This is a genomic window from Micromonospora sp. AMSO1212t (assembly GCF_008868145.1).
Classification (GTDB): domain Bacteria; phylum Actinomycetota; class Actinomycetes; order Mycobacteriales; family Micromonosporaceae; genus Micromonospora; species Micromonospora tulbaghiae.
On sequence record NZ_WBKS01000081.1, the window covers coordinates 1 to 25,573 of the forward strand.

A 25,573-nucleotide genomic window follows, 5' to 3' on the forward strand; every position below is an offset into this window, starting at 1 on the left:
CGGGCGGGCTCGCGGTAGACGCCCCACTCGGCGCGGAGGGCGTCGCAGATCTCGCCGAGGGTGGCCTCGGCGCGGACCGCGTCGAGCATGGCGGGGATCATGTTCTCGCCGGTCCGCGCCACATCGACCATCCGCTTGACGGCGGCGGTGACGGCGGCGTCGTCGCGGGCCGACTTGCGCTCGGTCAGCACCCGGCGCTGCTCCAGCTCCACCTCGTGCGAGATGCGCAGGATCTCCAGGTCCTTGGCCACGGTGCCGGTGTGGCAGTTGACGCCGACGATCTTCTTGTCGCCCTTCTCCAGCGCCTGCTGGTAGACGAAGGCCGACTCGGCGATGTGCCCGGTGAACCAGCCGTCCTCGATGCCACGCAGGATGCCGGAGGTCATCGGGCCGATGGTGTGCGGGCCCTCGCCGCCGAGCTGCTTGATCCGGGCGAAGATCTCCTCCGCCTCGGCCTCGATCCGGTCGGTGAGCTCCTCGACGTACCAGGAGCCGCCGAGCGGGTCGGCCACGTTCGTCACCCCTGTCTCCTCCATCAGCACCTGCTGGGTACGCAGGGCGATCTCGGCCGACTCGTCGGTGGGCAGGGCGAGCGTCTCGTCGAGCGCGTTGGTGTGCAGCGAGTTGGTGCCGCCGAGCACCGCGGCCAGGGCCTCCACGGCGGTACGCACCACGTTGTTGACCGGCTGCTGGGCGGTCAGCGACACCCCGGCGGTCTGCGTGTGGAACCGCAGCCACTGTGCCTTCTCGCTGGTGGCGCCGTACACGTCGCGCAGCCAGCGGGCCCAGATCCGGCGGGCGGCGCGGAACTTGGCGATCTCCTCGAAGAAGTCCACATGGGAGTCGAAGAAGAAGCTCAGGCCGGGGGCGAACGTGTTGACGTCCAGCCCGCGCGACAGGCCCAGCTCGACGTACCCGAAGCCGTCGGCGAGCGTGTACGCCAGCTCCTGCGCGGCGGTCGAACCGGCCTCGCGGATGTGGTAGCCGGAGACGGACAGCGGCTTGTACCGGGGGATCTCCCGGGCGCAGTACTCCATCAGGTCACCGATGAGGCGCAGGTGCGGCTCGGGGTCGAACAGCCACTCCTTCTGCGCGATGTACTCCTTGAAGATGTCCGTCTGGAGTGTTCCGTCCAGGGTGGACAGGTCGGCGCCCTGCCGTTCGGCGGCGACCAGGTACATGCAGAAGACCGGCACGGCCGGGCCGGAGATGGTCATCGAGGTGGTCACGCCGGCCAGGTCGATGCCGTCGAACAGCACCTCCATGTCGGCCGCCGAGTCGATCGCGACGCCACAGTGGCCGACCTCGCCCAGCGACTGCGGGTCGTCCGAGTCGCGGCCCATCAGCGTCGGCATGTCGAAGGCGACGGAGAGACCTCCGCCGCCCGCGCCGAGGATCATCTTGTAACGCTCGTTGGTCTGCCGGGCGTTGCCGAAGCCGGCGAACTGCCGGATGGTCCAGGTCCGCCCGCGGTAGCCGGTCGGATACAGACCCCGGGTGTACGGGAACTCGCCCGGCCAGCCGATCCGCTCGAACCCGGGGTACGCGGTGTCCTCCGGCGGGCCGTACACCGGCTCGACCGGCAGTCCGGACAGCGTGGTGAAGTCCGCGTCGCGCTTGCGGGCGGCGTCGTAGCGGGCCTGCCAGCGGGCCCGACCGGCGGCGATCTCGTCAGCGTCCATGCGCGGAGCTCCTTCTCAAGTCGTCGTCCCGGTTCCGAGTGTAGAGCGAGATCCTGAACGATCCTTAAGGGCTCGCGTACCGGCCGGTAACCCCGCCACGGGCCGCGCCGGGACGACCCATCACCGTCGATCCGCAGGTCAGGGCCCTGTCTCACGTGGCGGACGGCTGCCCGGCGCGACCTCCCGGAGACCGGGTTCCCGTGCCAGACTCCGGCCGTGGGCAATCGAATCGCGACCCGGCTGATTACCTAGGCGGCGTACGCCTCCGCGTGCGTCGCCGGCCAAGCGATCCTGTCGGCTCGTCCTAGTGAGGCCCCCGTGAGCGTGTCCGCATCCACCCCCGCAACCGTCGATCTTCCCCGGCCGGCCACCGGCCGCCCGCACGACGAGCCCGCCGGTGAGCACGGCACGCCGTGCACGATGGTGATCCACCTCGGCGTGGGTCACTCCACGACCGGGCTGCTCAAGGTGCTGTCCGTGCTGCACTCCCGCCGGGTCGCCGTCTCACACGTCCAGTACGTGCAGTGCCCCGACCGGTCCGCGGTGATGATCGTGGAGTGCTCCCCCGCCACGGCGCCGATGGAGACGGTCCGCAAGAGCGTCGCGAACGCCGTACCGGTCGTCAGCGTCAGCGTGCACAGCGCGCCGACCCGCGACGGCGCCCGGCGCCTCCGGTCGGGCCGCAGCACCCACAGGTGACCGGTCAGCCGGTGGCCTCCGGGCCGCCGGCGCGCATGACGGCCCGCGCGGTGAGCGCCACGTGCAGCGACAGCCGCCGCTCGCTCGAATCCAGGTCGACGCCGAGCACCCGCTCGATCAGCTCCAACCGCTGGTACAGCGCTGATCGCGACAGCGACATCGCGTCCGCGGCGCGCCGCTTGTTGCGCCCCTCCACCAGGTACGTCTCCAGCAGGGCGACGTGGTTCGTGCCGTGGCGCTGGTCGTAGGAGAGCAGCGGACCCAGCTCGCGCTCGACGAACGTCTGCAGGCGCACGTCGTCGCGCAGCAGGTACAGCAGGCCCCGGAGGCGGACGTCGTGCAGCCGGTAGAACGGACGCGGCTCGGCGGTGTGCACTGTCGCGTCGGCTACCTGCGCCGCCTCGACCAGTGAGCGCCGGGCCAGGTCGAGCGTCCGGACCACCGATCCGGCGGCGACCACGACGTCCGCGCCGGCCCGGTGACCCGCCCGGGTGAGCGCGGCGGACAGGCTCCCCAGCGCGGCCTCGTCGGAGCCGGTCCCGTCGAGCGCGACGAGGAGGGTGACGCCGGTGCCGCCGGCCGCCTCGTCCACGTCGCCGACGAGCGCGGCGAGCCCGCACTCGCGTACCGCCGTCTCCACCGCGTCCAGCAGTTCCCGCCGGCGCGCGTTCGCCTCGCCGCCGGTGGCCTGGACCGGCCGGCGCCGCCGGACCACGACGCCGAGCAGCAGTCGCTGCTCCAGGACGACACCGAGCCCGCGCGCCCGCAGCGCCACGTCCCGGGTGGGCGCGGAGTGGTTGACGAGGCTCAGCAGCAGGCTGCTGCGCGCCTGCCGCTCGACCGACGAGGAGTCCCGGGCGACGAGCTGGTTCAGCGCGATGGTGGACGCGGCGCGTTCCAGCAGCACCCGGGTCCGGGCCGGCGGCTCCTGGTCGCACAGCAGCACGAGCCGTCCCCACCGGTTGCCGCGCGCCTCGACGCTCGTCACCAGCCAGCCCGAGCGCGGCTCGTAGCCCGTGCCGGACGGGACCTCGACCGCGCGGGAGCGGGTCTCCCAGCGGTCGAGCAGCTCCTCGGCGGTCAGCGGGCCGGTCTCGTACGCCAGCACCTGATGGGCGAGGTTCTCCAGCACGGCGGGACGCCGGGACAGGCGGGTGACCTCGCGGAGCACCTGCCGGGGCTCGGCGCCCTCCACCGACAACTCGGTGAAGATGCGGTGGATCTCGTCCTTCGCGAGCAGGTCGGCCGTCTGCTCCTCGACGATCACCGAGTGGACGACCTCGGTGACGGCGACGAACCGCATCTCGCGCCGGAGCGCGATGAGGGGCAGGTTCCGGCTGCGGGCGTGCTCGACCAGCCCGGCCGGCAGGGTTCCGCCGAACCGGCGGCCCAGCTCGACCACCACCCCCGCCACCCCGACGGCCGCCAGGCCGTCGATCCACCGGCGCAGTCCGTCGTCGTCCGGGGGCAGCCCGATGCCTGTGGTCAGGACCAGCTCGCCACCGCGGAGCAGGTCGGCGACCTCGGGGATCTCGGCGACGTGCACCCAGCGCACCGGCGCGTCGAGCCGGTCCCGGCCCGCCAGGACGCGCGGCCCGGCCTGCTGCAGCGCCGGCAGTTCGAGCACGTCACGGACGGTCATCGGCATCGGAGCGCCTCCCCCTCTCCTCCGGCGCACAGTATGTGCGCTTCCCGCGGACGGGAACGACACAGTGCCCATTGCCCGGACCTGGGGAAGCGCAGATGATCCCGGGCATGACCCAGACAGCACCCGGCACCGCGCCCGCTCCCGCCCCGCTGGAGCGGGTGACCCACTGGATCGACGGCAAGCCGTTCGCCGGCGTCACCGAGCGTACGGCCCCAGTTTACGATCCGGCGCTGGGCGCGGTCCGGACGGAGGTGCCGCTGGCCTCCGTCGACGAGGTGGACCAGGCCGTCGCCTCGGCCGCCGCCGCGTTCGCCTCCTGGCGTACCTCGTCGCTGACCAGGCGCACCCAGGTGCTGTTCGCGTTCCGGGAGCTGGTCAACCAGCACAAGCAGGAGCTGGCCGAGCTGATCACGGCCGAGCACGGCAAGGTCGTCTCCGACGCCCTCGGCGAGGTCACCCGCGGGCTGGAGGTCGTCGAGTTCGCCTGCGGGATCCCGCACCTGCTCAAGGGCGGCTACTCCGAGGGCGTGTCCACGAACGTGGACGTCTACTCCATCCGCCAGCCGGTCGGCGTCTGCGCCGTCATCTCCCCCTTCAACTTCCCGGTGATGGTCCCGATGTGGTTCGTGCCCATCGCCATCGCGGCGGGCAACACCGTGGTCCTCAAGCCCAGCGAGAAGGACCCGTCCGCGTCGCTGCTCGTGGCCCGGCTCTGGGAGCAGGCCGGCCTGCCCGCCGGCGTGTTCAACGTCGTGCACGGCGACAAGGTGGCAGTGGACCGGCTGCTGGAGCACCCCGAGGTCAAGGCGGTGTCGTTCGTCGGCTCCACGCCGATCGCCCGGTACGTGTACGAGACCGGCACCCGCAACGGCAAGCGCGTCCAGGCCCTCGGCGGCGCGAAGAACCACATGGTGGTGCTGCCGGACGCCGACCTGGACCTGGCCGCCGACGCGGCGGTCAACGCCGGGTTCGGCTCGGCCGGCGAGCGGTGCATGGCGATCTCGGCCCTGGTGGTCGTCGAGCCCGTCGCCGACGACCTGGTGGCCCGGATCCGCGAGCGCATCGCCACGCTGAAGGTCGGTGACGGGCGGCGCTCCTGCGACATGGGGCCGCTGGTCACCCGCGAGCACCGCGACCGCGTCGCGTCGTACCTCGACGCGGGCGTCGGAGCCGGCGCCGAGCTGGTGGTGGACGGCCGCGAGGTACGGGTCGACGGCGACGAGTCCGGGTTCTGGCTCGGGCCGAGCCTGCTGGACCGGGTGTCGCCCGAGATGAGTGTCTACACCGACGAGATCTTCGGGCCGGTGCTGTCGGTCGTGCGCGTCGGCAGCTACGACGAGGCGCTCGCGCTGGTGAACTCGAACCGCTACGGCAACGGCACCGCCATCTTCACCAACGACGGCGGTGCGGCCCGCCGTTTCCAGAACGAGGTCGAGGTCGGCATGGTCGGCGTCAACGTGCCGATCCCGGTGCCGATGGCCTACTACTCCTTCGGCGGCTGGAAGGACAGCCTCTTCGGCGACTCGCACGCCCACGGCGCCGAGGGCGTGCACTTCTTCACCCGCGGCAAGGTCGTCACCTCCCGGTGGCTAGACCCCAGCCACGGCGGGATCAACCTCGGCTTCCCCGAGAACGTCTGAGCAGCGGAGAGAGAACGCCGATGAGCACCAGCGCGCAGCGCACCTACGAACTCGACCGCGCCCACGTCTTCCACTCCTGGTCCGCCCAGTCGCTGCTCGACCCGATGGTGGTCGAGCGCGCCGAGGGCTCGTACTTCTGGGACGGCGAGGGCAACCGCTACCTGGACTTCTCGTCCCAGCTCGTCAACACCAACATCGGCCACCAGCACCCGGTGGTGGTCGCGGCGATCCAGGAGCAGGCGGCCCGCCTGTGCACGATCGCGCCGTCCTACGCCAACGACGCCCGCGGCGAGGCGGCCCGGCTGATCACCGAGCTGACCCCGGCAGGCCTGGAGAAGGTGTTCTTCACCAACGGCGGCGCGGACGCGATCGAGCACGCCGTCCGGATGGCCCGGCTGCACACCGGCCGACCGAAGGTGCTGTCGCAGTACCGCAGCTACCACGGCGGCACCCAGACCGCCGTGAACCTGACCGGCGACCCGCGCCGCTGGCCCAGCGACAACGGCACCGCCGGCGTGGTGCACTTCTTCGGCCCGTTCCTGTACCGGTCGGAGTTCGGCGCCACGACCGAGGAGGAGGAGTGCGCGCTCGCGCTGCGCCACCTCGAACGCGTCGTGGAGATGGAGGGCCCGTCCACCATCGCCGCGATCGTGCTGGAGACGGTGCCGGGCACGGCCGGCATCATGCCGCCGCCGCCGGGCTTCCTCGCGGGCGTCCGGGAGCTGTGCGACAGGCACGGCATCCTCTACATCGCCGACGAGGTGATGGCGGGCTTCGGACGTACCGGCGCCTGGTTCGCGCTGGACCACTACGGCGTGACGCCCGACCTGATCACCTTCGCGAAGGGCGTGAACTCCGGTTACGTCCCGCTCGGCGGTGTGGTGATCGCCGACCACGTGGCCGAGACGTTCGCCACCCGCGCCTACCCCGGCGGCCTGACCTACTCCGGTCACCCGCTGGCCACCGCCGCCGCCGTCGCGACCATCAACGTGATGCGGGACGAGCGGATCGTCGAGAACGCCGCCACGATCGGCGCCGACGTGCTGGGCCCGGGGCTGCGCGAGCTGGCCGACCGGCACCCGAGCGTCGGTGACGTACGCGGGCTCGGCGTGTTCTGGGCGCTGGAACTGGTACGCGACCGCGAGACGAAGGAGCCACTGGCGCCGTACGGGTCGTCGTCGCCGGAGATGAACGAGGTGCTGGCCGCTTGCAAGCGCGGCGGCCTGGTCGCGTTCGCGAACTTCAACCGGATCCACGTGGTGCCGCCGTGCACCGTGTCGGAGACGGAGGCCAAGGCGGGCCTGGCGATCCTCGACGAGGCGCTGACACTCGCCGACCGCCACACGGTCTGAGGCAATGCCCACCACCGCCCGCCGGGTCCACCCCGGCGGGCGGTCCCGTATCCGAGATCCGCGAGACGGCCGGCGACCCCGGTGACGCGGAGACCGACGCACCCAGAAGGTGACGAATGACTACCGTAGATCTCGCCGACCCAACGGTCACCAACCCCTTCACCGGCACCACCGGACTTCCGCGTACGTCCGAGGGCTGGACCCAGCTCGTCACCCCGGACGGGTGCCTGCACCCCGAGGTCGACGCCGACCGCGACGCCCTCGGCCGCCTCACCCGTGACCTGTACCGGGGGATGCGGCTCGCCCGCCGCCTCGACGACGAGGCGTTCGCGTTGCAGCGACAGGGCGAGCTGGGCCTGTGGTTGCAGTGCCGCGGTCAGGAGGCGGCCCAGGTCGGTTCCGTCGCGGCGGTACGCGCCGACGACTACGTCTTCCCGAGCTACCGCGAGCACGCCGCGGCGCTGTGGCGAGGCATCGGCCCGGCCGACCTGCTGCGCCAGTGGCGCGGCATCGCGCACAGCGGCTGGGATCCGGAGCCGTACTCGTTCCACATCTACACGCTGGTCCTGGCCGCCCAGCTGCTGCACGCCACCGGGTACGCCCTCGGGGTGCAGCGCGACGGCAGCGACACGGTCGTCGTGACGTACTTCGGTGACGGCGCCGCCAGCGAGGGCGACGCGAGCGAGGCCATGAACATCGCCGCCGTCAACACCGCCCCGATGGTGTTCTTCTGCCAGAACAACCAGTGGGCCATCTCGACGCCGACGGCGTCGCAGACGCGTACACCGATCCACCGGCGCGGCGCCGGGTTCGGCCTGCGCAGCGAGTGGGTCGACGGCAACGACGTGCTGGCGGTGTACGCGGTGACGTCCGCGGTGACCGAGCACGCCCGGTCCGGCAACGGTCCCGCGATCGTCGAGGCCACCACGTACCGGATGGGTGGGCACAGCACGTCGGACGACCCGACCCGGTACCGCACCGACGCCGAACTGGAGGCGTGGCGGGCACGCGATCCGCTGGCCCGGGTCGAGGCGCTCATGCGCGCCGAGGGCTGGAGCGACGAGGCGTTCCTCAGCGAGATCCAGGCCGAGGCGGACGAGCTCGCCGACCGTACCCGCCGGGAGTGCCTGGCGCTGGAGGCGCCGGACCTCGCGGACGCCTTCGCCACGGTGCTGGCCGACGTGCCCCAGCTCCTGCGGGAGGAGCGCGACGCGTTCGTCGCCTACCGCGCCTCCTTCCTCGACTGACGCCCGCCTGCGATCGGAGAACTTCTTCATGCTCACCCTCTGTCAGGCACTGAACAGCGGCCTGCGCCGCGCCATGGAGGACGACGACAAGGTCCTCCTGATGGGCGAGGACGTCGGCCGGCTCGGCGGCGTCTTCCGGGTCACCGACGGTCTCCAGAAGGACTTCGGCGAGGCCCGGGTGGTGGACACCACCCTCGCCGAGTCCGGGATCATCGGCACCGCCATCGGGTTGGCGCTGCGCGGCTACCGCCCGGTCTGCGAGATCCAGTTCGACGGCTTCGTCTACCCAGCGTTCAACCAGATCGTCTCCCAGCTCGCCAAGATGCGGGCCCGCACCGGCGGCCGTACCGGCCTGCCGGTGGTGGTGCGGATCCCCGTCGGTGGCGGCATCGGCGCCGTCGAGCACCACAGCGAGTCGAACGAGGCGTACTTCGCGCACACCGCCGGGCTGCGGGTCGTCTACTGCGCCAGTCCGGACGACGCGCACTGGATGATCCGCCAGGCCGTCGCCGGTGACGACCCGGTGATCTTCTACGAGCCGAAGCGCCGCTACTGGGTCAAGGGCGAGGTGACGCCCGAGAACGCCGGGCCGCCGCTGCCGCTGGACCGCGCCCGGGTCGTGCGCCCCGGCGCCGACGTGACGCTGCTGACGTACGGCGGCACCGTCGCCACCTGCGTCGCCGCCGCCGAGGCCGCCGCACAGGAGGGACGTGACATCGAGGTGATCGACCTGCGGTCCATCTCCCCGCTCGACGTGGCCACGGTCGAGGAGTCCGTCCGCCGTACCGGGCGGGCGGTGGTGGTCCACGAGGCCCCCACGTTCGCCGGATTCGGCGCCGAGGTCGTCGCGCAGGTGACGAGCCGGTGCTTCTACTCGCTGGAGGCGCCGGTCGAGCGGGTCGGCGGCTTCAACCTGCCGTACCCGCCGGCCAAGGTCGAGGAGGAGTACCTGCCCGACCTGGACCGGATCCTCGACGCCGTCGACCGCGTCCTCGCCGCCTGAAGGGAGAGGTGTCAGTGACAGTTCAGCAGTTCCGCCTGCCCGACGTCGGCGAAGGACTCACCGAGGCCGAGATCGTCACCTGGCGGGTCGCGCCGGGCGACACGGTGCGCCTCAACGACATCCTGGTGGACATCGAGACCGCCAAGGCCGTCGTCGAGCTGCCCAGCCCGTACGCCGGTGTGGTGGACCGCCTGCTCGCCGCGGAGGGGCAGACCGTCGACGTCGGCTCGCCGATCATCGCGATCCGGACGGCGGGCGACGGCCCGGCGGCCCCGCCCGCCGACGAGCCCGCCGCCGCGCCGCCGGCCGAGGACGAGCCGACCGCCGAAGAGCCGGCGGTGGAGCGCACCGCTGTGCTCGTGGGCTACGGGGTGGCCGCCCAGGCGCGGACGCGTCGGCCGCGTCGCGGCACGCCGTCCGTCCGCCCGGCCGAGCCCGTCCGCGGGCCGCACACGTCCCGGCCGCCGGTGCTCACCAAGCCGCCGCTGCGCAAGCTCGCGAAGGACCTCGGTGTGGAGCTGACCGAGGTACGCGGCAGCGGCCCCGGCGGCCTGATCACGCGCCAGGACCTCCTCGACCACACCACCGGCCCGGCACCGGCGGCCGGCGACCGGCGGGACGAGCGCCTGCCCGTCCGCGGGGTGCGCAAGGCGACCGCCGCCGCCATGGTCGCCAGCGCGTTCACCGCGCCGCACGTCACGGAGTTCCTCACCGTCGACATGACCGGCACCGTCGAGTTCGTGGACCGGCTGAAGCAGGATCCGGTGTTCCAGGGGGTGAAGGTCAGCCCGCTGCTCGTGGCGTCGCTCGCGGTGCTGGACGCCGTCCGCCGGTACCCCGACGTCAACGCCCGGTGGGACGAGGACAACCAGGAGATCGTCCGGTTCGCCGACGTCAACCTGGGTATCGCCGCCGCGACGCCGCGCGGCCTGCTCGTGCCGAACGTCAAGGCCGCGCAGAACCTTCCGGTACGGGACCTCGCGGTCGCCCTGAACGAGCTGGCGGCCACCGCGCGGGAGGGTCGCACCCGTCCCGCCGACCTGGCCGGTGGGACGATCACCATCACCAACATCGGGGTCTTCGGAGTGGACGCCGGCACCCCGATCCTCAACCCCGGTGAGGCGGCGATCCTCTGCCTCGGCGCGCTGCGCCGGATGCCGTGGGTGGTCGACGAGCAGGTCGTTCCCCGGTGGACCGTGCAGTTGTCGCTGTCGTTCGACCACCGGCTGGTGGACGGCGAGCTGGGCAGCCGGGTGCTGGCCCACGTCGGGCGGTTCCTGGAGGACCCGCTGTGGGGCCTGGCCCTGCGCTGAGGCCCGGATAGACGGACGGCGCGTGGACGGACAAGGAGGTCCGTCCACGCGCCGTCTTCGTACGCGCGGCGCGCGTCAGTCCACGACCTCGAACCCGACGCCGGCCGACGGTCGCGGCGCGACGCCGCCCGCCGGCACGATCGGCTCGCCCACCTCCTCGGACGCCGCGAGCCGGAACCGCACGTACTCCAGCTCGCCGGAGAACTCGTGCCGGGCCGGGTAGCTCGGCGACACCGGCGAGTGGATGCTGCGCCCGATGTCCATGCCCGCGAAGCCGTGGAAGAACGGCAGCAGACGCGGGAACAGCGCCTCGCCCGCCGCCTCGCCGTCCACGTACAGGCGGCCGGTGCCCTGGCAGTCGGCCGTCTTCGTCAGCTCGAAGGTCAGCTCCACCGGGCCCAGCGGCAGCTCGCCCTCGGACCGCAGCACGTAGTGGGTGCCGAGGTGGTTGTACTCGTACACCAGGTGGTTGTCCTGGATGTGCAGCACGTACCCGCCGCTGACGTTGCCGAGCACCACGATCACGCCGCCCTGGGTGGCGTCGGTGCGGTGCACGCGCGCGGTGATGGCGTGCGAGCGGTTCATCGTCGGCGGCACGGCCGCACCGGAGATCGTCGGCACCCCGGCCAGGTAGGTGAAGACCAGCCGGTCCCGCACCGACCCGGGACGTGGCACCCGGGCCCGGATCGCGAATCCCCTGTCGTCCAGCGGCAGCACGTCGTAGCGGGCCGCCTCGATCCAGAACTCCTCGACGAGACGCCGCAGCACCTCCGGGTACTCGGCGGCGAGGTCGCGGCTCTCGGTCGGGTCCTCGTCGATCCGGTACAGCTCCCAGCGGTCCTCGTCCCACGAGGTGCCGCGCTCGTGGAACGCGACAGCCTTCCAGCCCTGGTGGTAGATGCCGCGGTGGCCGAACATCTCGAAGTACTGGCGGTCCCGCGACGGCGGCGCCGCCGGGTCGCGCAGCCCGTCGCGGAAGCTGCGGCCGTGCAGCGGCATCTGCGGTACGCCCCGGCGCACCGCGGGTGGCTGCACCCCGACGAGGTCGAGCACCGTCGCGGTGACGTCGATGCTGTGCTGGAACTGCGTCCGCACCTGCCCGCCGGGCACGTCACCGGCGGGCCAGCTCAGCACGAACGGCACCCGGACCCCGCCCTCGTGGGTGTGCTGCTTGTAGCGGCGGAACGGGGTGTTGCTGACCTGCGCCCAGCCCAGCGGATAGTTGCTCTGCGCCCGCGGGCCGCCGATCTCGTCGATCCGGTCCAGGCTGTCCTGGAGGTTCTCCGGCACCCGGTTCTGGAAGGCCGTGGGGTTGAGCGTGCCGAGCGGCGTGCCCTCGGGACTCGCCCCGTTGTCCGACATGACCACGAAGATCGTGTTGTCCAGGCGGCCGATCCGCTCCAGGAAGTCGACCAGGCGCCCGAGCTGGGCGTCGGTGTGGTCGACCATCGCCGCGTACGCCTCCTGCATTCGGGCGAACAGGCGCCGCTGCTCCGGCGGCACGTCGTCCCACGGCACGACGCCGGGGTTGTGCGGTGGCAACGGCGCGTCCGGCGGGATGATGCCCAGCCCGATCTGCCGCCGGTGCCGGTCCGCGCGGACGACGTCCCAGCCCCTGTCGTAGCGGCCCCGGTACTTCGCCAGGTACTCCGGCGGGGCCTGGTGCGGCGCGTGCGCGGCGGCGTACGCCAGGTAGAGGAAGAACGGCTTCTCCGGCGTGAACGACGTCTGGTCCCGGACGAACCCGATGGCCCGGTCGGTCAGGTCCTCGGTGAGGTGGTAGCCCTCCTCCGGGGTGGCCGGCGGGTCCACCTGGTGGTTGTCGTGGACCAGCTCCGGATAGAAGTTGTCGGTCTCGGCCTCCAGGAAGCCGTAGTACCGCTCGAAGCCGCGGCCCAGCGGCCACTGGTCGTACGGGCCGGACGGCGTGGTGTGCTCCAGCGGCGCGACGTGCCACTTGCCGACGGCCATGGTGTTGAACCCGGCGTCGACGAGCATCTCCGCGACTGTGGCGGCGGCGTGGGTGATCCGCCCCCGCCCGCTCGGGAAGCCGCTGTCGAAGTTGGACAGCATGCGCATGCCGACGCTGTGGTGGTTGCGGCCGGTGAGCACGCTGGCCCGGGTCGGCGAGCACAGCGGCGAGGTGTGGAAGTTGGTGTACCGCAGCCCGGAGGCGGCCAGCCGGTCGATCGTCGGGGTGTCGATCTCGGCGCCGAAGCAGCCGAAGTCGGCGAACCCGACGTCGTCCAGCAGCACGTACACCACGTTCGGCGTACCCGCGGCGGCCGACGGCGGCGTGCTCCAGTGCTCCGTCGACTCGTCGTAGGTGCGTCCGATGATCCCCTCGTACGGGGGGTCCGCCAGAGGGCCGGTCACGCTGCGCCTCAGCCGGCCGTGGTGCCGCCGTCGAGGACGAGCGTGTGGCCCGTCACCATCCGCGCCTCGTCGCTGGCGAGGAACACCACCGCGTCGGCGGAGTCGCGCGGCGTGGCCATGCGGCCCAGCGGGATCGACGCCCGGAAGTTCTCCCGCGCGCTGTCCGGCACGTCCCCCATTCCGCCCAGGAACGCCGAGAGCATCGGCGTCTCGGTCGCCGCCGGGGCGATCGCGTTGACCCGGATGCCGTGCGGCGCGAGTTCCAGCGCCAGCGCCTTCATCAGGCCGATGACGCCGTGCTTGGCGGCGGTGTACGGCGCGTACCTGGGGCGGGCGATGACGGCCTGCAGCGACGCGGTGAACACGATCGCGCCGCCACCGGCCTCGATCAGCGCGGGCGCGGCGGCCTGCGCGGTCCAGAACGCACCCTTGAGGTTGACGTCGACCACGCGGTCCAGCGTCGCCTGGTCCACCTCGTCGAGCGGGCCGGTGAAAGGCGTACCGGCGTTGGCGTGCATGAGGTCGAGCCGGCCGAACCGCTCGACGGCGGTCTCCACGGCGGCGCGGCAGTCGGCGGCCCGGGTGACGTCGCAGGCCACGCCGACGACGGCGGACCCGAACCCGGCGGCCGCCTCGGCGGCGCGGTCGCCGTCGAGGTCGGCGATGACGACACGCGCGCCCTCCTCGACGAGCCGGCCGACGGTGGCCAGTCCGATGCCGCTGGCGCCTCCGGTGACGACGGCGACGCGGTCAACCAACCTCATGTGCTGCTCCTGTTGAATCGGTCCAGGAGGTCGCCGCTCAGGGTGGGCACCGCGGACAGCAGCCTCTGGGTGTAGGGGTGCCGGGGGTCGGAGTAGATCGATTCGGTGTCACCCGTCTCGACGATCCGGCCCTGGTTCATCACCGCGATCCGGTCGCAGAGGTACCGGACGACGGACAGGTCGTGGGAGACCAGGATCAGGGTCAGCTTGAACTGCTCGGCCAGGTCGGTGAGCAGGTTGAGGATCTGCGCGCGCACCGAGACGTCGAGCGCGCTGACCGGCTCGTCGCCCACGATGACCTTCGGCCCGGCCGCGAGTGCCCGGGCGATGGCGATGCGCTGCCGCTGGCCGCCGGAGAACTGGTGCGGGTAGCGGGTCACCGCCTCCTCGGGCAGGCCCACCGAGTGCATCAGCTCGGCGACGCGGGCCCGGTGGTCGCCGGGCAGGCGCAGCGCGCGCATCGGCTCCGCGATGATGTCCGCGACGCGCATGCGCGGGTTCAGCGACGACATCGGGTCCTGGAGCACCATCTGCACGTCGCGGCGCAGGAACCCGAGCCGCCGCTCCGGTACGCCGCTGATCCGCTGCCCGTTGTAGAAGGCGGTGCCGGACGTCGGCTGGTCGAGGGCCATGAGGATGCGCGACAGCGTGGACTTGCCGGAGCCGCTCTCCCCCACGATGCCGAACGCCTCGCCCTCGTGGACCTGCACGCTCACGCCGTCGAGCGCGCGGATCGGCTGGCCCGGCGTACGCAGTGACCGCCGGGGGGACCGGTACTCGCGCACCACGTCGACGGCTTCCAGCAACGGGGTGGTGGTCATGCGCTGGCCTTCCCGCTTCCTAGGGGCTGGTCGCTCTCGATCGGGTGGTGGCAGGCCGCCCGCTGGGTGCTGCCGGGCGGCGCCGTCAGCAGCGGCACCGTGCCGCAGACGTCGTCGGCGCGCGGGCAGCGGTTGCGGTAGACGCAGCCGGTGGGGAACGACCCGAGCGACGGGACGCGGCCCGGAATGGTCGACAGCCGGCCGCTCCCGTCGGTGCTCTCCAGCACCGTGGACGCCCGCAGGCCCGCCGTGTACGGGTGCCGGGGCGAGTCGAAGACTGTCGCCACGTCGCCGTGCTCGACGATCGAGCCGCCGTACATGACGAGCAGTTCCTCGCAGATGCTGGCGACGACCGGCAGGTCGTGCGTGATGAGCAGCAGCGACGCGCCCTCCTCGCGCACCAGCGTGTCCATCAGCCGCAGCATCTCCGCCTGCACCGTGACGTCCAGCGCCGTGGTGGGCTCGTCCGCGACCAGCACGGCCGGGTCGCACGCCAGCGCGATGGCCAGCACGACGCGCTGCCGCTGACCGCCGGAGAGCTGGTGCGGGTACTTGCGCGCGGTCCGGTCGGGCTCGGGCAGCTGGACCCGTTCGAGCAGTTCGACGGCCCGGGCGGAGGCCGCCGCGCGGTTCATCCCCTTGTGCAGCCGCAGCGACTCGGCCACCTGGTTGCCGACCCGCATCAGCGGGTTGAGCGCCGTCATCGGCTCCTGGAACACCATGGCGATGTCGTTGCCGCGGACGGCGCACATCTGCTTGTCGGACAGGTCGAGCAGGTTCCGGCCGTTCAGCAGCACCCGCCCGGACGCCGTCACACCGTGGGGCAGCAGGCCCATCAGCGCGAGCGCGGTCAGGGACTTGCCGCACCCGGACTCGCCGATCAGTCCCATCCGCCGGCCCCGCCCGATCTCGAACGAGACGCCCTTGACGGCCTGGATGTCGTGGACCTTGACGACGAGGTCCTCCACCACGAGCCCGCTCACGCCGGTCACCGTCCTCTCAGCCGCGGGTCGAGGGCGTCGCGCAGCCCGTCGCCCATGAGGTTGAAGCCGAGCACCGACAGGGCGATGGCCAGACCGGGCCAGACGGCGAGCATCGGCTGCACGACGAAGTAGTTCTGGGCCTCCTGGAGCATCCGGCCCCACGTGGGGGTCGGTGGCGGGGTGCCGTACCCGAGGTAGGACAGCGCCGCCTCGGCGAGCACCGCGTGCGCGAACGACACCGACGCCTGCACGATGAGCAGGGCGGCGATGTTGGGCAGCACGTACCGGACCATGAGCACCACGCCCCGGCGGCCGTAGCTGCGCGCGGCGAGCACGAAGTCGCTCTGCAGCACCTGCATCGCGCCGGCCCGGGTGAGGCGGCCGAACACCGGGACGTTGGCGACGCCGATCGCGATCATGCCGGTGAGCGTGGAGGCGCCGAAGCCGGCCGCCAGGATGATCGCCAGCAGGATGGCCGGGAAGGCGAACACGATGTCGAGCGCCCGCATCACCGGCTCGCTGAGCCAGCGGTGCCCGGTGGCGGCGAGCAGACCCAGCGGTACGCCGACAGCGGCGGCGATCGCGACGGCGACCACACCGACGAACAGTGTGGTCCGCGCGCCGACGAGGAGCTGGCTGACGATGTCCCGGCCGAAGTGGTCGGTGCCGAGCCAGTGGTCCCCGCCCGGGGAGAGCAGCGTCTGCGACGGGTCGACCCGGGTGGGGTCGTACGGCGTCCAGAGGAACGACACCAGCGCGGTGAGGACGACCAGGCCCACCAGGCCGGCGCCGATCACCAGCGTCAGGTTCCAGCGGCGGCGCGGCTTGACGGGGCCGGCCGCGACGACGTCGGCGGTGGCGTCCGGTGGGGCGTCGGCGACTGATGTCATGCCTTGCTCCTCAGCCTGGGGTCGACCGCGTGGTACACCACGTCGACGACGAAGTTGATCAGAAGCACCGCGGCCGTCAGCACCATCACGGTGCCCTGCACCTTCAGCAGGTCGCGGTTGCCCACGTCCTGCAGCAGCATCCGGCCGAGACCGGGCAGGCCGAAGACGTTCTCGATCACGACGGTGCCGATGAGCAGCGTCGCGAGTTGCAGACCGAGGACGGTGATGACCGGGATGGCCGCGTTGCGCAGCGCGTGCCGGGTCAGCGCCTGCGAGCGGCTGAGTCCCTTGGCCCGCGCGGTCTGGATGAAGTCCTCCTGCATGACCTCGACCACCGCGGACCGGACGTAGCGCATCAGGATCGCGCCCTGGGCCACGCCGAGGACCAGCGCCGGCATCAGCAGGGCCTGCACGGCCCCGCCGAAGTCGTCCCACCCGGTGAACCCGCCGGCGGGCAGCCACTGCAGCTTCACCGCGAACACGGTGATGAGCAGGATGCCGAGCCAGAACGACGGAACGGCGATGCCGACCTGGCTCAGCGCGGACAGCGCCGTCCCGACCGGGGTACGGCTCTTCACGGCGGCGAGGATGCCCAGCGGCACGGCGATGAGCAGCGCCAGCGTCATCCCGGCCAGGATGAGCGGCACCGTGACGCCGAGCTTGTCGGCGATCTCCGAGCCGACCGACACCCCGCTGAGCGGCGAGATGCCGAAGTCACCGCGGATCAGGCCACCGGCCCAGTCGAGGTACCGCTCGGTGAACGGCCGGTTCGTCCCGAACTGCTCCCGCAGCGCCTCCAGCGCCTCCGGGGTGGCGTTCACCCCGAGCATCGCCTGCGCCTGGTCGCCCGGCAGCAGCGCCAGCATCGTGAAGACGAGGATGGACGCGGCGAACAGCGATACCGCGAGGATGGCCAGCCGCCGGACGAAGTAGATCACCATGCGTGTGTGCTCCCACTCCGAGTCATGGCCTGATCATCACCATCTTGGTCACGGTCAGCTCCTCCATGGCGAAGCGCGGTCCCTCCCGCCCGATGCCGGAGTCCTTGACGCCGCCGTACGGCATGTTGTCGGCGCGGAAGCCGGGCACCTCGTTGACCAGCACACCACCGACGTCGAGGCGGCGCACGACGTCGAGGGCGACAGCCAGGTCACGGGTGAAGACGGCGGCCTGGAGCCCGTAGCGGGACCGGTTGACCAGCTCGACCGCCGCGTCCATGTCCGGCACCGACCGGACGCAGACCACCGGCCCGAAGATCTCCTCCGCCCAGCACTCGGCGTCCTCGGGGACGTCGACGAGCACTGTCGGTTGCAGCACCCGGCCCTGCGCCGTACCGCCGGCCAGGCAGCGGGCCCCGGCGGCGACCGCGCGGTCCACCCACGAGTGCACCCGCTCGGTGGACGCCTCGTCCACCAGGGCGGACACGCGGGTGTCGGCGGACCGGGGGTCGCCGGTGGTGACTGCGGCCAGCAGCGGCCGGAGGCGTTCCAGCAGCGCCTCGCGGACCGGCTCCTCGACGATCACCCGCTGCACGCTGATGCACGCCTGGCCGGAGGCGTAGAACCCGCCGCGTACTACTGCTTCGGCGGCCCGGTCGAGGTCGGCGTCGCGGCCGACGACGAGCGCCGCGTTGGACCCGAGTTCCAGCAGCACCTTGCGCGGGGCCGCGGCACGGGCGATCTGGTGGCCGACGTGCGCCGATCCGGTGAAGGACACGGCGGCGACGTCGGGGTGCGTGGTCAGGAGCTTGCCGACCTCGACGCCACCGGTGACGAGCTGGACCCCGGCGGCCGGGCAGCCCGCCCGGCGGAACAGGTCGACCAGCACCAGCGTGGCCAGCGGCGTGTTCGGCGCCGGCTTGACGATCACCGGGCAGCCCGCCGCGACCGACGGCGCGACCTTGTGCGCGGCCAGCAGCAGCGGATAGTTGAACCCGGTGATGCCGACGACGACGCCGACCGGGCGACGTACCCAGAAACCGAGCATGCCCTCGCCGGCCGGCTGCATGTCCAGCGCCACCGTCTCACCGGTCAGGTGCCCGACCTCCTCGGCGGCCGTCTCCAGCGTGACGAGCGTGCGGGCGACCTCGACCCGGCAGTCGGCGAGCGGCTTGCCGGTCTCCAGGACCAGCAGCTCGGCCAGCGAGTCGGCGCGGGCGCGCACCTCGGCGGCGACTGCCGTCAGGATCGCGCGCCGCCGGTGGCCGGGCAGGCCGGCCATCTCCGCGGCGACCTCCCGCGCGGCGTCGACAGCCGCCTCGGCGTCGGCGGTGGCGCCCCAGGGCGCCTGGGTCACGGTGCTGCCGTCGTACGGGAAGCGCACCGGCGCGGTCTGCGCGATGGTGGTCCAGCCGGCGCCGATCGGCAGCCCGGCGGGCAGCGCGGTGAGCAGCTCCTGCGCGGTCACGACGCCGCACCCGCCCGGGCGCCGGTGGCACCGGTGGCACCGGTGAGGAAGGCCAGCGCCGCCTCGGCGTAGACCTTCGTCTTGCGGACGATGTCGTCGACCTCGACGTACTCGTCGGGCTGGTGGGCGATCCACTTCGGGCCGGGGCCGTACACCACGTTCGGGATGCCGCTGTCACGCCACAGGATCGTGCCGTCGGTCGCGCCGGGTACACCGCCGAAGACGGGCTCGGCGCCGGTGACCGCGCGGTGCGCCTCGGCCACGGCGAGCGAGACGGGGTGGTCCTCGGGGGTGACCGCGCACGGCCGGTCGTCGACGACCTCGACGGCGAATGTGACGCCGTGCCGGGTGCCGATGGCGTCGGCGTCGGAGCGGACGCGTGCGGCGAGGGCGGCGTGGTCGACACCGGGCACGGTCCGGCAGTCCACGCCGAGCACGGCGCGGCCGGGGATGACGTTGAGCTGGTCGGCGGAGCCGGCGTCCAGGACCGTGGGGGTCAGGTACGTCGGGCCGAGGTGCACGTGCTCGCCCGGGTCGGCCTGCAGCTCCTTCTGGAACCGGCCCAGCGCGGCGACCAGCTCGGCCACGGCGGGGACGGGGTTGCGGCCGTGCTGCGGCATCGCGCCGTGCGCCATCTTGCCGGTGCAGGTGACCAGCAGGCGGACGGCGCCCTTGGCGACCGCGCAGATCTCCTCCGCCTCGGGCTCGCAGACGATCGCGGCGTCCACCTCGCGGGCCAGCGCTGTCGTGGTGAAGTGCTTCGCGCCGAGCATCTGGCCCTCCTCGTCCACCAGAGCCGCCACCACGATCCGGCCCGGGAACGGCCCGGCCAGCTCGACGGCCCGGGTCGCGTGGATCATCGCGGCGACACCGGCCTTCATGTCGGCGGAGCCGCGACCGTACAGCCGCCCGTCGACGATGTCGCCGCCGAACGGGTCGACCGTCCACTCCTCGGGAGAACCCTCGGTGACGACGTCGGTGTGCCCCTCGAACATCAGCGTCGGGCCGGGCAGGCCACCGTCCACCACCGCTACGACGTTGGGGCGCCCGGGGACGACCTCGGTGACCTCCGGCCGCCAGCCGAATCCCCGCATGACCTGCGCGACGAGTTCCGCCACGGGCTGCTCGCTACGCCCTCGGCCCGCGTCCCAGGTCGAGGGGATGCGAACCAGGTCCTGGGTGAGCGACACGACGGCTTGCTCGTCCACGAGATGGCCGGCGCGGAGGGAGGCGTGGGTGTCCGACGTCATGGCGTCGGAGGTTACGAACTCCGCCCCCGGAGGGGAACGTCCAGTTTCCGGGTCGGCGGGGGTACCAGTCGCGGCCGGACCTGGTCTTCTACGGCCGCGGCGACCCGCCGCACCCCCTCGTCGATGCGGTCCAGCGGCATCACCTGGTACCCCAGGCGCAGGTGGTGACGCGGGGCGGGCCGGGTCGCCCAGTACGGCGCGCCGGGGTCCAGCAGGACACCCTGCCGGCGCAGCTCACGGGCCAGTTCCCCGGCGTCCAGCCCCGGCGGGCCGGTGATCCACCGGGCCAGTCCGCCGCGCGGCACCGGCTGCGGTCCCCAACGCACGTGCCGCTCGACCGCCCGCACCATCTCCTCGTACAGCCCCTGGTAGTGGGCGCGGACGCGGCGCACGTGGCGGGCCAGGTCCCGGCTGGCGACCATCTGCGCGAGGGCGCGCTGCATCGGGCCGGGCGGGTGGCGCAGCACGTAGCGGGAGCGGGCCCGCATGGCGTCCACGAGCGCCGGGGACGCCACCACGTAGCCGAGCCGCAGCCCCGGCGCCAGCAGCTTGCTGAAGCTGCCGAGGTAGACGACGCGGTCCTCGTCGTCGAGCGCCCGCACCGCCACCGCGGGCATCCCCCGGAACGTCATCTCCGGGTCGTAGTCGTCCTCGATCACGACCGCGTCCGCCGCGCCGGCCCGGCGCAGCAGCTCCTCACGGCGGGACGCCGACATGGTCGCGCCGGTCGGGTACTGGTGGCTCGGCGTCACGTACACGAGCTGGGCGCCGTGCAGGTCCGCCGGCAGGTCCTCGACGACCAGTCCGTCCTCGTCGACCCGGCCGGGCACCACGTCGGCGCCGGCCATCTGCATGATCGTCCGCGCGTCGGGGTAGCCGGGGTCCTCGACGAGCACCACGCTTCCCGGCCGGACGAGGACGCTCGCCAGCAGGTGCAGCGCGTGCGTCGAGCCCAGCGTGATCATCACCTGGTCCGGGTGGGCGGAGATGCCGCGCGCCGGCAGCACGTGCTCGCAGAGCTGACGCACCAGCTCCGGGTCGTCGGCCTGGCCGGCGTCCCCGATGACCCGGGACAGCCCGTCCTGCCGCAGCGCCTCACGCTGCGCCCGTTCCCACGCGCCGATCGGGAACATGGAGGGGTCGGGCTGGCCGACCACGAAGGGGAACGGCGCCCGCGCCCAGGCCGGATCCCGGTGCACCGGCGTGGGCGGCGGTTCCGGCAGCCGCGCCGCCCAGTCGATCGGCTGCATCGGGGAGCGGGCGGTCCGCCGCGCGGCCCGCATCCGCACCACCGCGTCGGAGGAGACGTAGAGGCCGCGCCGCGGCACGGTCACGATCAGGCCCTGCTCCATGAGCCGGTCGTACGCGGTCAGCACCGTGTTCCGGGAGACGCCGAGCGCCTCGGCCAGGCGGCGCGTGCTCGGCAGCGGGCCGTCGTCGTACTGCCCGGCGAGGATGGCGTCCTCGAGCCCGGTGATGATCTGCTCGTAGAGCGGAACCGCGCTCTGCGGGTTGACCGGCAGCAGGAAATCCGCCACCTCGACCTCCCACTCCCGCGGGGGTCTCGCCTCGTCCCGTCGTCGTACGCCCTGCACACGCCCTATGCGTCCCGCTGGTACTAGCCTAGCCGGAGACCTGGACCTGTTGCGGAGGGCCCGTTCCCGCCACGCTTGGCCGGGCGATGGCAGGTGACGGTCTCCTGCACGCGGACAGGGGTGGACTCATGAGCGCCCAGCGAATCGCGCTGGTGCCCGGCGACGGCATCGGACCGGAGGTCACCGCGCAGGCGGTCAAGGCGTGCGACGCCGCCGCCCGACGGTTCGGGATCGACCTGGTCTGGGAAGACTACGAACTCGGCGCGGACTACTGGCGGATCACCGGCCAGGTCGTGCCGCCGGACGTGGAACAGGAACTGGCCAAGGCGGACGCCATTCTCTTCGGCGCCGTCGGCGACCCGTCGGTGCCGCCCGGCGTGCTCGAACGCGGCCTGGTGATCCACCTGCGGACCGCGTTCGACCAGTACGTGAACCTGCGGCCGGTCAAGCTGCTGCCCGGCGTGCCCACGCCCATCGGCGGGCTCCGCCCGGAGCAGTGCGACCTGGTGATCCTGCGGGAGAACACCGAGGGCGCCTACGTCGGCGCCGGCGGCTTCGTCCACCGGGGCGGGCCGGACGAGATCGCCACCCAGGAGTCGGTGAACACCCGCAAGGGCGTCGAACGCCTCATCCGGCACGGTTTCCGGCTGGCCCTGGGTCGCCGCAAGCACGTGACGCTGGTGCACAAGGCGAACATCCTCACGTACGCCGGCGACCTGTGGCAGCGGACCTTCGAGGAGGTCGCGGCGGAGTATCCGGACATCGAGGTGGACTACGTGCACGTCGATGCGATGTGCCTCTACCTGGTGACGCAGCCGGAGCGGTTCGACGTGGTGGTCACCGACAACCTGTTCGGCGACATCATCACCGACCTGGGGGCGGCGGTGCAGGGCGGTCTCGGCCTGGCCGCGAGCGGCAACCTCAACCCGACGGGGTCGGCGCCGAGCATGTTCGAGCCGGTGCACGGCTCCGCGCCGGACATCGCCGGCCGCGGCTGGGCCAATCCCGCGGGCTCGATCCTCAGCGCCGCCCTCATGCTGGAGCACCTGGGCCACCCCGAGGCGGCCCGCTGTCTGGAGGACGGCGTGAAGGCGGTGCTGCCGCGCCTGGGCGCCATGCGCGGGCCGGAGATGGGCATGTCGACCGAGGACTTCGGCGACGCCGTCGCCGCCGTCATCGGCGAGGGCGCGTACCAGGCGGACGTTCTGCCGGCGTAACGCGGGCGTGAGCACCGAATCGGATCCGGACGGCGGCGGGGGCGGCACCCCGCCGTCGCCGTGTTGCGCGCCGAAGCGCCCGCCCGCCGCCGGCACCGGCGCCGCGGCGGGCGCGAGCGCCGTCCGCTCCGCACACGGGGGTACGGACGACCTGATCGCGTTGCCCGGCGGCATCTTCCTCATGGGCACCGACGACCCGGAGGGCTTCCCGGAGGACCTGGAGGGACCGGTCCGCCCGGTGACCGTGGGCCCGTTCGAGATCGCCGCGACACCGGTGACGAACCGGCAGTTCGCCCGCTTCGTCGACGCCACCGGCTACCGCACGGACGCGGAACGGTACGGCTGGTCGTTCGTCTTCCACCTGCTTCTGACGCCGTCCGCGCGCCCGTACGTGCTGGACGCCTCCGTCCCGCAGGCGCCGTGGTGGCTGGCCGTCGAGGGGGCGCACTGGGCCGCCCCGGACGGGCCCGGGTCGGGCGTACGGGGACGCGAGCGGCATCCGGTCGTCCACGTCTCGCACCGGGACGCCGAGGCGTACTGCCGGTGGTCCGGTACCCGGCTGGCCACCGAGGCCGAGTGGGAGTACGCGGCACGCGGCGGGCTGTCCCAGGCCCGCTACGCCTGGGGCGACGAGCTGACCCCGGGCGGGCGGCACCAGTGCAACATCTGGCAGGGCGCCTTCCCCGCTGTCAACACCGCGGACGACGGGTTCGCAGGCACCTCTCCGGTGACCGCGTTTCCGCCGAACGGCTACGGCCTGTACGACGTCGCGGGCAACGTTTGGGAACTCACGGCCGAACCCTGGCGCGACCATCGAGGCCGCATCTCACCAGGTGAGAGCGTCATCAGGGGTGGCTCGTACCTCTGCCACGACTCCTACTGCAACCGATACCGCGTGGCAGCACGGAGTCGGACCACCGTTGACTCCTCAAGTGGCAACACCGGGTTCCGGGTGGCCCGGTAGCCGGAGGCTGATTGGTACCTGCCGACCCCGCTGAACTGGCCCTTTTGCATCGGGTACCACGCTCATAGTGTCCCGCCTCACAGGCTACGAGCGCCCTTGGCGTTCTTCGCGATGGGACACACGAATGAATCGGCTGAAGATAACGCTGCCCGCCGTGCTGCTCGCCACGGCGCTGGCTCTGACCGCGTGCAGTAGCGATGGTGACTCGGAGACCACCACCGGCGGCGGTGGTTCCGGCAACGGTACGGTCACCCTCGGCGCCTACCTGGAGCCGGTGAGCCTCGACCTGACCGCCGAGGCCGGCGCCGCGATCCCGCAGGTCCTGCTCTACAACGTGTACGAGGGCCTGGTGCGCCAGAACGCGGGCACCGGCGAGGTGGAGCCGCTGCTGGCCAGCGAGTGGAAGGTGTCCGACGACGGCACCAAGTACTCGTTCAAGCTCCGCGACAACGTGACCTTCCACGACGGCCAGAAGCTCACCGCGCAGGACGTGGTGTGGAGCTTCAAGCGGGTGACCGCCGAGGGCTCGACGAACCCGTTCAAGTCGCAGATGACAGTCGTGAAGACCGTCGAGGCGCCGGACGCGTCCACCGTGGACGTGACGCTGTCCCGGCCCAGCCAGAGCTGGCTGTTCGACGTCGCCGGCCGCGTCGGCGTGGTCCTCAAGGAGAACGCCACCGACCTGGGGACGAAGCCGAACGGCACCGGCCCGTTCAAGTTCGACAAGTGGAACCGCGGCGACAGCATCACCCTGGTCCGCAACGACGGCTACTGGGGCGAGAAGGCGAAGGTCGGCACCGCCGTCTTCCGGTACATCACCGACGCCAACGCGCTGAACAACGCGATGCTCTCCGGTCAGCTCGACATCGTGGCGAACATCCAGGCGCCGCAGCTGCTCGAGGTGTTCAAGGGCAACAAGCAGTTCGAGGTGGTCGAGGGCAAGACGACCGGTGAGGTCGTCCTGGCCATGAACAACGGCAAGGGCCCGCTGGCCGACGTCCGGGTGCGCCAGGCCGTCCGCCACGCGATCGACCACGACGCGCTGATCAAGACCGTCTGGTCCGGGTACGGCACGAAGATCGGCAGTATGGTGCCGCCGAGCGACCCCTGGTACGAGGACCGCACCGGCGACTTCCCGCACGACCCCGCCAAGGCCAAGCAGCTGCTCGCCGAGGCCGGTCACGCAGGCGGGCTCACCCTGACCATGGACGTCCCGCCGCCCGGCTACGCCCGCGCGTCCGCGCAGTTCGTCGCCTCGCAGCTCGCCGAGGTCGGCATCAAGGTGACCCAGAACAACGTCGAGATGCCGCAGTGGCTCGACAAGGTGCTCGGCAAGGCCAACTACGACCTGTCGATCATCGCCCACGTCGAGCCGCGTGACCTGGTCCGCTACGGCCAGCCGGACTACTACTACCGCTACAAGAACCCGGCCGTCACGCAGCTCATGAACGAGGCCGACACGGCCCTGGACGCGGCGGCCCGGGACAAGAAGTTCGCCGAGGCCGCGAAGGTCATCTCGCAGGAGGCCGCCAGCGACTGGCTGTTCCTGCTGCCGAACCTCGCGGTGATCCGCGACGGCGTCGAGGGCTACCCGAAGGACGCGGTGACCCAGTCCTTCGACGTCACCAAGGTGTCCAAGAAGTAACCCAGTTCCATGCTCGGAAGGACCTGGTGGGCTCCGCCCACCAGGTCCTTCCGAGCATGGAACTGGGTTACTTCTTGG

The 25,573-nt window shown here is 72.2% G+C and carries 20 protein-coding genes; 9 read left to right on the plus strand and 11 right to left on the minus strand.

The annotated features are described in order from the left end of the window. A partial coding sequence (locus F8279_RS19650) for a methylmalonyl-CoA mutase (protein WP_151500704.1) occupies positions 1-1,682 on the minus strand: 1,682 nt, incomplete at its 3' end. Between the two features lie 318 nt (positions 1,683-2,000). Between F8279_RS19650 and F8279_RS19655 the strand changes: the two genes are divergently transcribed. After that, positions 2,001-2,381, plus strand: coding sequence for a hypothetical protein (locus tag F8279_RS19655; protein WP_151500705.1), 381 nt, complete (start codon positions 2,001-2,003; stop codon positions 2,379-2,381). 4 nt (positions 2,382-2,385) lie between these two features. Here F8279_RS19655 and F8279_RS19660 read toward each other — a convergent pair whose 3' ends face one another. Continuing rightward, complete coding sequence (locus F8279_RS19660) at positions 2,386-4,029, minus strand: PucR family transcriptional regulator ligand-binding domain-containing protein (protein WP_151500706.1); 1,644 nt, start codon at positions 4,027-4,029, stop codon at positions 2,386-2,388. A gap of 149 nt (positions 4,030-4,178) precedes the next feature. Between F8279_RS19660 and F8279_RS19665 the strand changes: the two genes are divergently transcribed. The 5 genes from F8279_RS19665 to F8279_RS19685 all read left to right on the plus strand — a co-directional run bounded on the left by F8279_RS19665 (position 4,179) and on the right by F8279_RS19685 (position 10,584). Next, entirely contained in the window at positions 4,179-5,669 is a 1,491-nt protein-coding gene (locus F8279_RS19665) for a CoA-acylating methylmalonate-semialdehyde dehydrogenase (RefSeq protein WP_175438789.1), read from the plus strand. A 20-nt stretch (positions 5,670-5,689) separates the two neighbouring features. After that, on the plus strand, positions 5,690-7,021 hold the full coding sequence (locus F8279_RS19670; RefSeq protein WP_151500708.1) for an aspartate aminotransferase family protein: 1,332 nt from the start codon (positions 5,690-5,692) through the stop codon (positions 7,019-7,021). A gap of 116 nt (positions 7,022-7,137) precedes the next feature. After that, a complete protein-coding gene (locus tag F8279_RS19675) occupies positions 7,138-8,268 on the plus strand; it encodes a thiamine pyrophosphate-dependent dehydrogenase E1 component subunit alpha (protein WP_151500709.1) in 1,131 nt (376 codons plus the stop codon). A 28-nt stretch (positions 8,269-8,296) separates the two neighbouring features. Further along, complete coding sequence (locus tag F8279_RS19680) at positions 8,297-9,271, plus strand: alpha-ketoacid dehydrogenase subunit beta (RefSeq protein WP_151500710.1); 975 nt, start codon at positions 8,297-8,299, stop codon at positions 9,269-9,271. A gap of 14 nt (positions 9,272-9,285) precedes the next feature. Further along, complete coding sequence (locus tag F8279_RS19685; protein ID WP_151500711.1) at positions 9,286-10,584, plus strand: dihydrolipoamide acetyltransferase family protein; 1,299 nt, start codon at positions 9,286-9,288, stop codon at positions 10,582-10,584. A gap of 75 nt (positions 10,585-10,659) precedes the next feature. On the opposite strand, the gene F8279_RS19690 is transcribed toward F8279_RS19685, so the two are convergent. Genes F8279_RS19690 through F8279_RS19730 form a run of 9 tightly spaced genes read right to left on the minus strand, consistent with a single transcriptional unit; the run spans position 10,660 to position 21,612 of the window. After that, complete coding sequence (locus F8279_RS19690) at positions 10,660-12,960, minus strand: arylsulfatase (protein ID WP_151500712.1); 2,301 nt, start codon at positions 12,958-12,960, stop codon at positions 10,660-10,662. A gap of 8 nt (positions 12,961-12,968) precedes the next feature. Beyond that, positions 12,969-13,724 carry an SDR family NAD(P)-dependent oxidoreductase gene (locus tag F8279_RS19695; RefSeq protein ID WP_091422776.1) on the minus strand — a complete coding sequence of 252 codons (756 nt, stop codon included), beginning with the start codon at positions 13,722-13,724 and terminating at the stop codon, positions 12,969-12,971. Continuing rightward, positions 13,721-14,545 (minus strand): ATP-binding cassette domain-containing protein, encoded by an 825-nt coding sequence (locus F8279_RS19700; protein ID WP_151500713.1) that lies wholly within the window; start codon positions 14,543-14,545, stop codon positions 13,721-13,723. The genes F8279_RS19695 and F8279_RS19700 overlap by 4 nt, the downstream gene beginning before the upstream one ends. Then, positions 14,542-15,528: an ABC transporter ATP-binding protein gene (locus tag F8279_RS19705; protein WP_225853334.1), complete on the minus strand. Its 987-nt coding sequence runs from the start codon at positions 15,526-15,528 to the stop codon at positions 14,542-14,544. Before F8279_RS19705 ends, F8279_RS19700 begins: the two co-directional genes overlap by 4 nt. Positions 15,529-15,533: 5 nt before the next feature. Next, complete coding sequence (locus F8279_RS19710) at positions 15,534-16,418, minus strand: ABC transporter permease (protein WP_013288207.1); 885 nt, start codon at positions 16,416-16,418, stop codon at positions 15,534-15,536. Then, on the minus strand, positions 16,415-17,359 hold the full coding sequence (locus F8279_RS19715; protein ID WP_091422766.1) for an ABC transporter permease: 945 nt from the start codon (positions 17,357-17,359) through the stop codon (positions 16,415-16,417). The genes F8279_RS19710 and F8279_RS19715 overlap by 4 nt, the downstream gene beginning before the upstream one ends. Positions 17,360-17,381: 22 nt before the next feature. Beyond that, on the minus strand, positions 17,382-18,824 hold the full coding sequence (locus tag F8279_RS19720) for an aldehyde dehydrogenase family protein (protein ID WP_151500714.1): 1,443 nt from the start codon (positions 18,822-18,824) through the stop codon (positions 17,382-17,384). After that, positions 18,821-20,074 carry a M20 family metallopeptidase gene (locus F8279_RS19725; RefSeq protein ID WP_151500715.1) on the minus strand — a complete coding sequence of 418 codons (1,254 nt, stop codon included), beginning with the start codon at positions 20,072-20,074 and terminating at the stop codon, positions 18,821-18,823. The genes F8279_RS19720 and F8279_RS19725 overlap by 4 nt, the downstream gene beginning before the upstream one ends. A gap of 11 nt (positions 20,075-20,085) precedes the next feature. Further along, on the minus strand, positions 20,086-21,612 hold the full coding sequence (locus tag F8279_RS19730) for a PLP-dependent aminotransferase family protein (RefSeq protein ID WP_091422755.1): 1,527 nt from the start codon (positions 21,610-21,612) through the stop codon (positions 20,086-20,088). 185 nt (positions 21,613-21,797) lie between these two features. Between F8279_RS19730 and F8279_RS19735 the strand changes: the two genes are divergently transcribed. The 3 genes from F8279_RS19735 to F8279_RS19745 all read left to right on the plus strand — a co-directional run bounded on the left by F8279_RS19735 (position 21,798) and on the right by F8279_RS19745 (position 25,495). After that, entirely contained in the window at positions 21,798-22,886 is a 1,089-nt protein-coding gene (locus tag F8279_RS19735) for a 3-isopropylmalate dehydrogenase (protein ID WP_091422750.1), read from the plus strand. Positions 22,887-22,893: 7 nt separating this feature from the next. Beyond that, a complete protein-coding gene (locus F8279_RS19740) occupies positions 22,894-23,850 on the plus strand; it encodes a formylglycine-generating enzyme family protein (protein WP_091422745.1) in 957 nt (318 codons plus the stop codon). Positions 23,851-23,974: 124 nt separating this feature from the next. Continuing rightward, positions 23,975-25,495: an ABC transporter substrate-binding protein gene (locus tag F8279_RS19745; protein ID WP_151500716.1), complete on the plus strand. Its 1,521-nt coding sequence runs from the start codon at positions 23,975-23,977 to the stop codon at positions 25,493-25,495. The last annotated feature ends 78 nt before the right edge of the window (positions 25,496-25,573 follow it).

Coding starts and splice junctions, on each gene's coding strand:
- F8279_RS19725 (WP_151500715.1), bottom strand. CDS start 20,074: ATGACGTCGGACACCCACGCCTCCCTCCGCGCCGGCCATCTCGTGGAC.
- F8279_RS19745 (WP_151500716.1), top strand. CDS start 23,975: ATGAATCGGCTGAAGATAACGCTGCCCGCCGTGCTGCTCGCCACGGCG.
- F8279_RS19710 (WP_013288207.1), bottom strand. CDS start 16,418: ATGACATCAGTCGCCGACGCCCCACCGGACGCCACCGCCGACGTCGTC.
- F8279_RS19675 (WP_151500709.1), top strand. CDS start 7,138: ATGACTACCGTAGATCTCGCCGACCCAACGGTCACCAACCCCTTCACC.
- F8279_RS19660 (WP_151500706.1), bottom strand. CDS start 4,029: ATGCCGATGACCGTCCGTGACGTGCTCGAACTGCCGGCGCTGCAGCAG.
- F8279_RS19715 (WP_091422766.1), bottom strand. CDS start 17,359: ATGGTGATCTACTTCGTCCGGCGGCTGGCCATCCTCGCGGTATCGCTG.
- F8279_RS19700 (WP_151500713.1), bottom strand. CDS start 14,545: ATGACCACCACCCCGTTGCTGGAAGCCGTCGACGTGGTGCGCGAGTAC.
- F8279_RS19670 (WP_151500708.1), top strand. CDS start 5,690: ATGAGCACCAGCGCGCAGCGCACCTACGAACTCGACCGCGCCCACGTC.
- F8279_RS19735 (WP_091422750.1), top strand. CDS start 21,798: ATGAGCGCCCAGCGAATCGCGCTGGTGCCCGGCGACGGCATCGGACCG.
- F8279_RS19680 (WP_151500710.1), top strand. CDS start 8,297: ATGCTCACCCTCTGTCAGGCACTGAACAGCGGCCTGCGCCGCGCCATG.
- F8279_RS19695 (WP_091422776.1), bottom strand. CDS start 13,724: ATGAGGTTGGTTGACCGCGTCGCCGTCGTCACCGGAGGCGCCAGCGGC.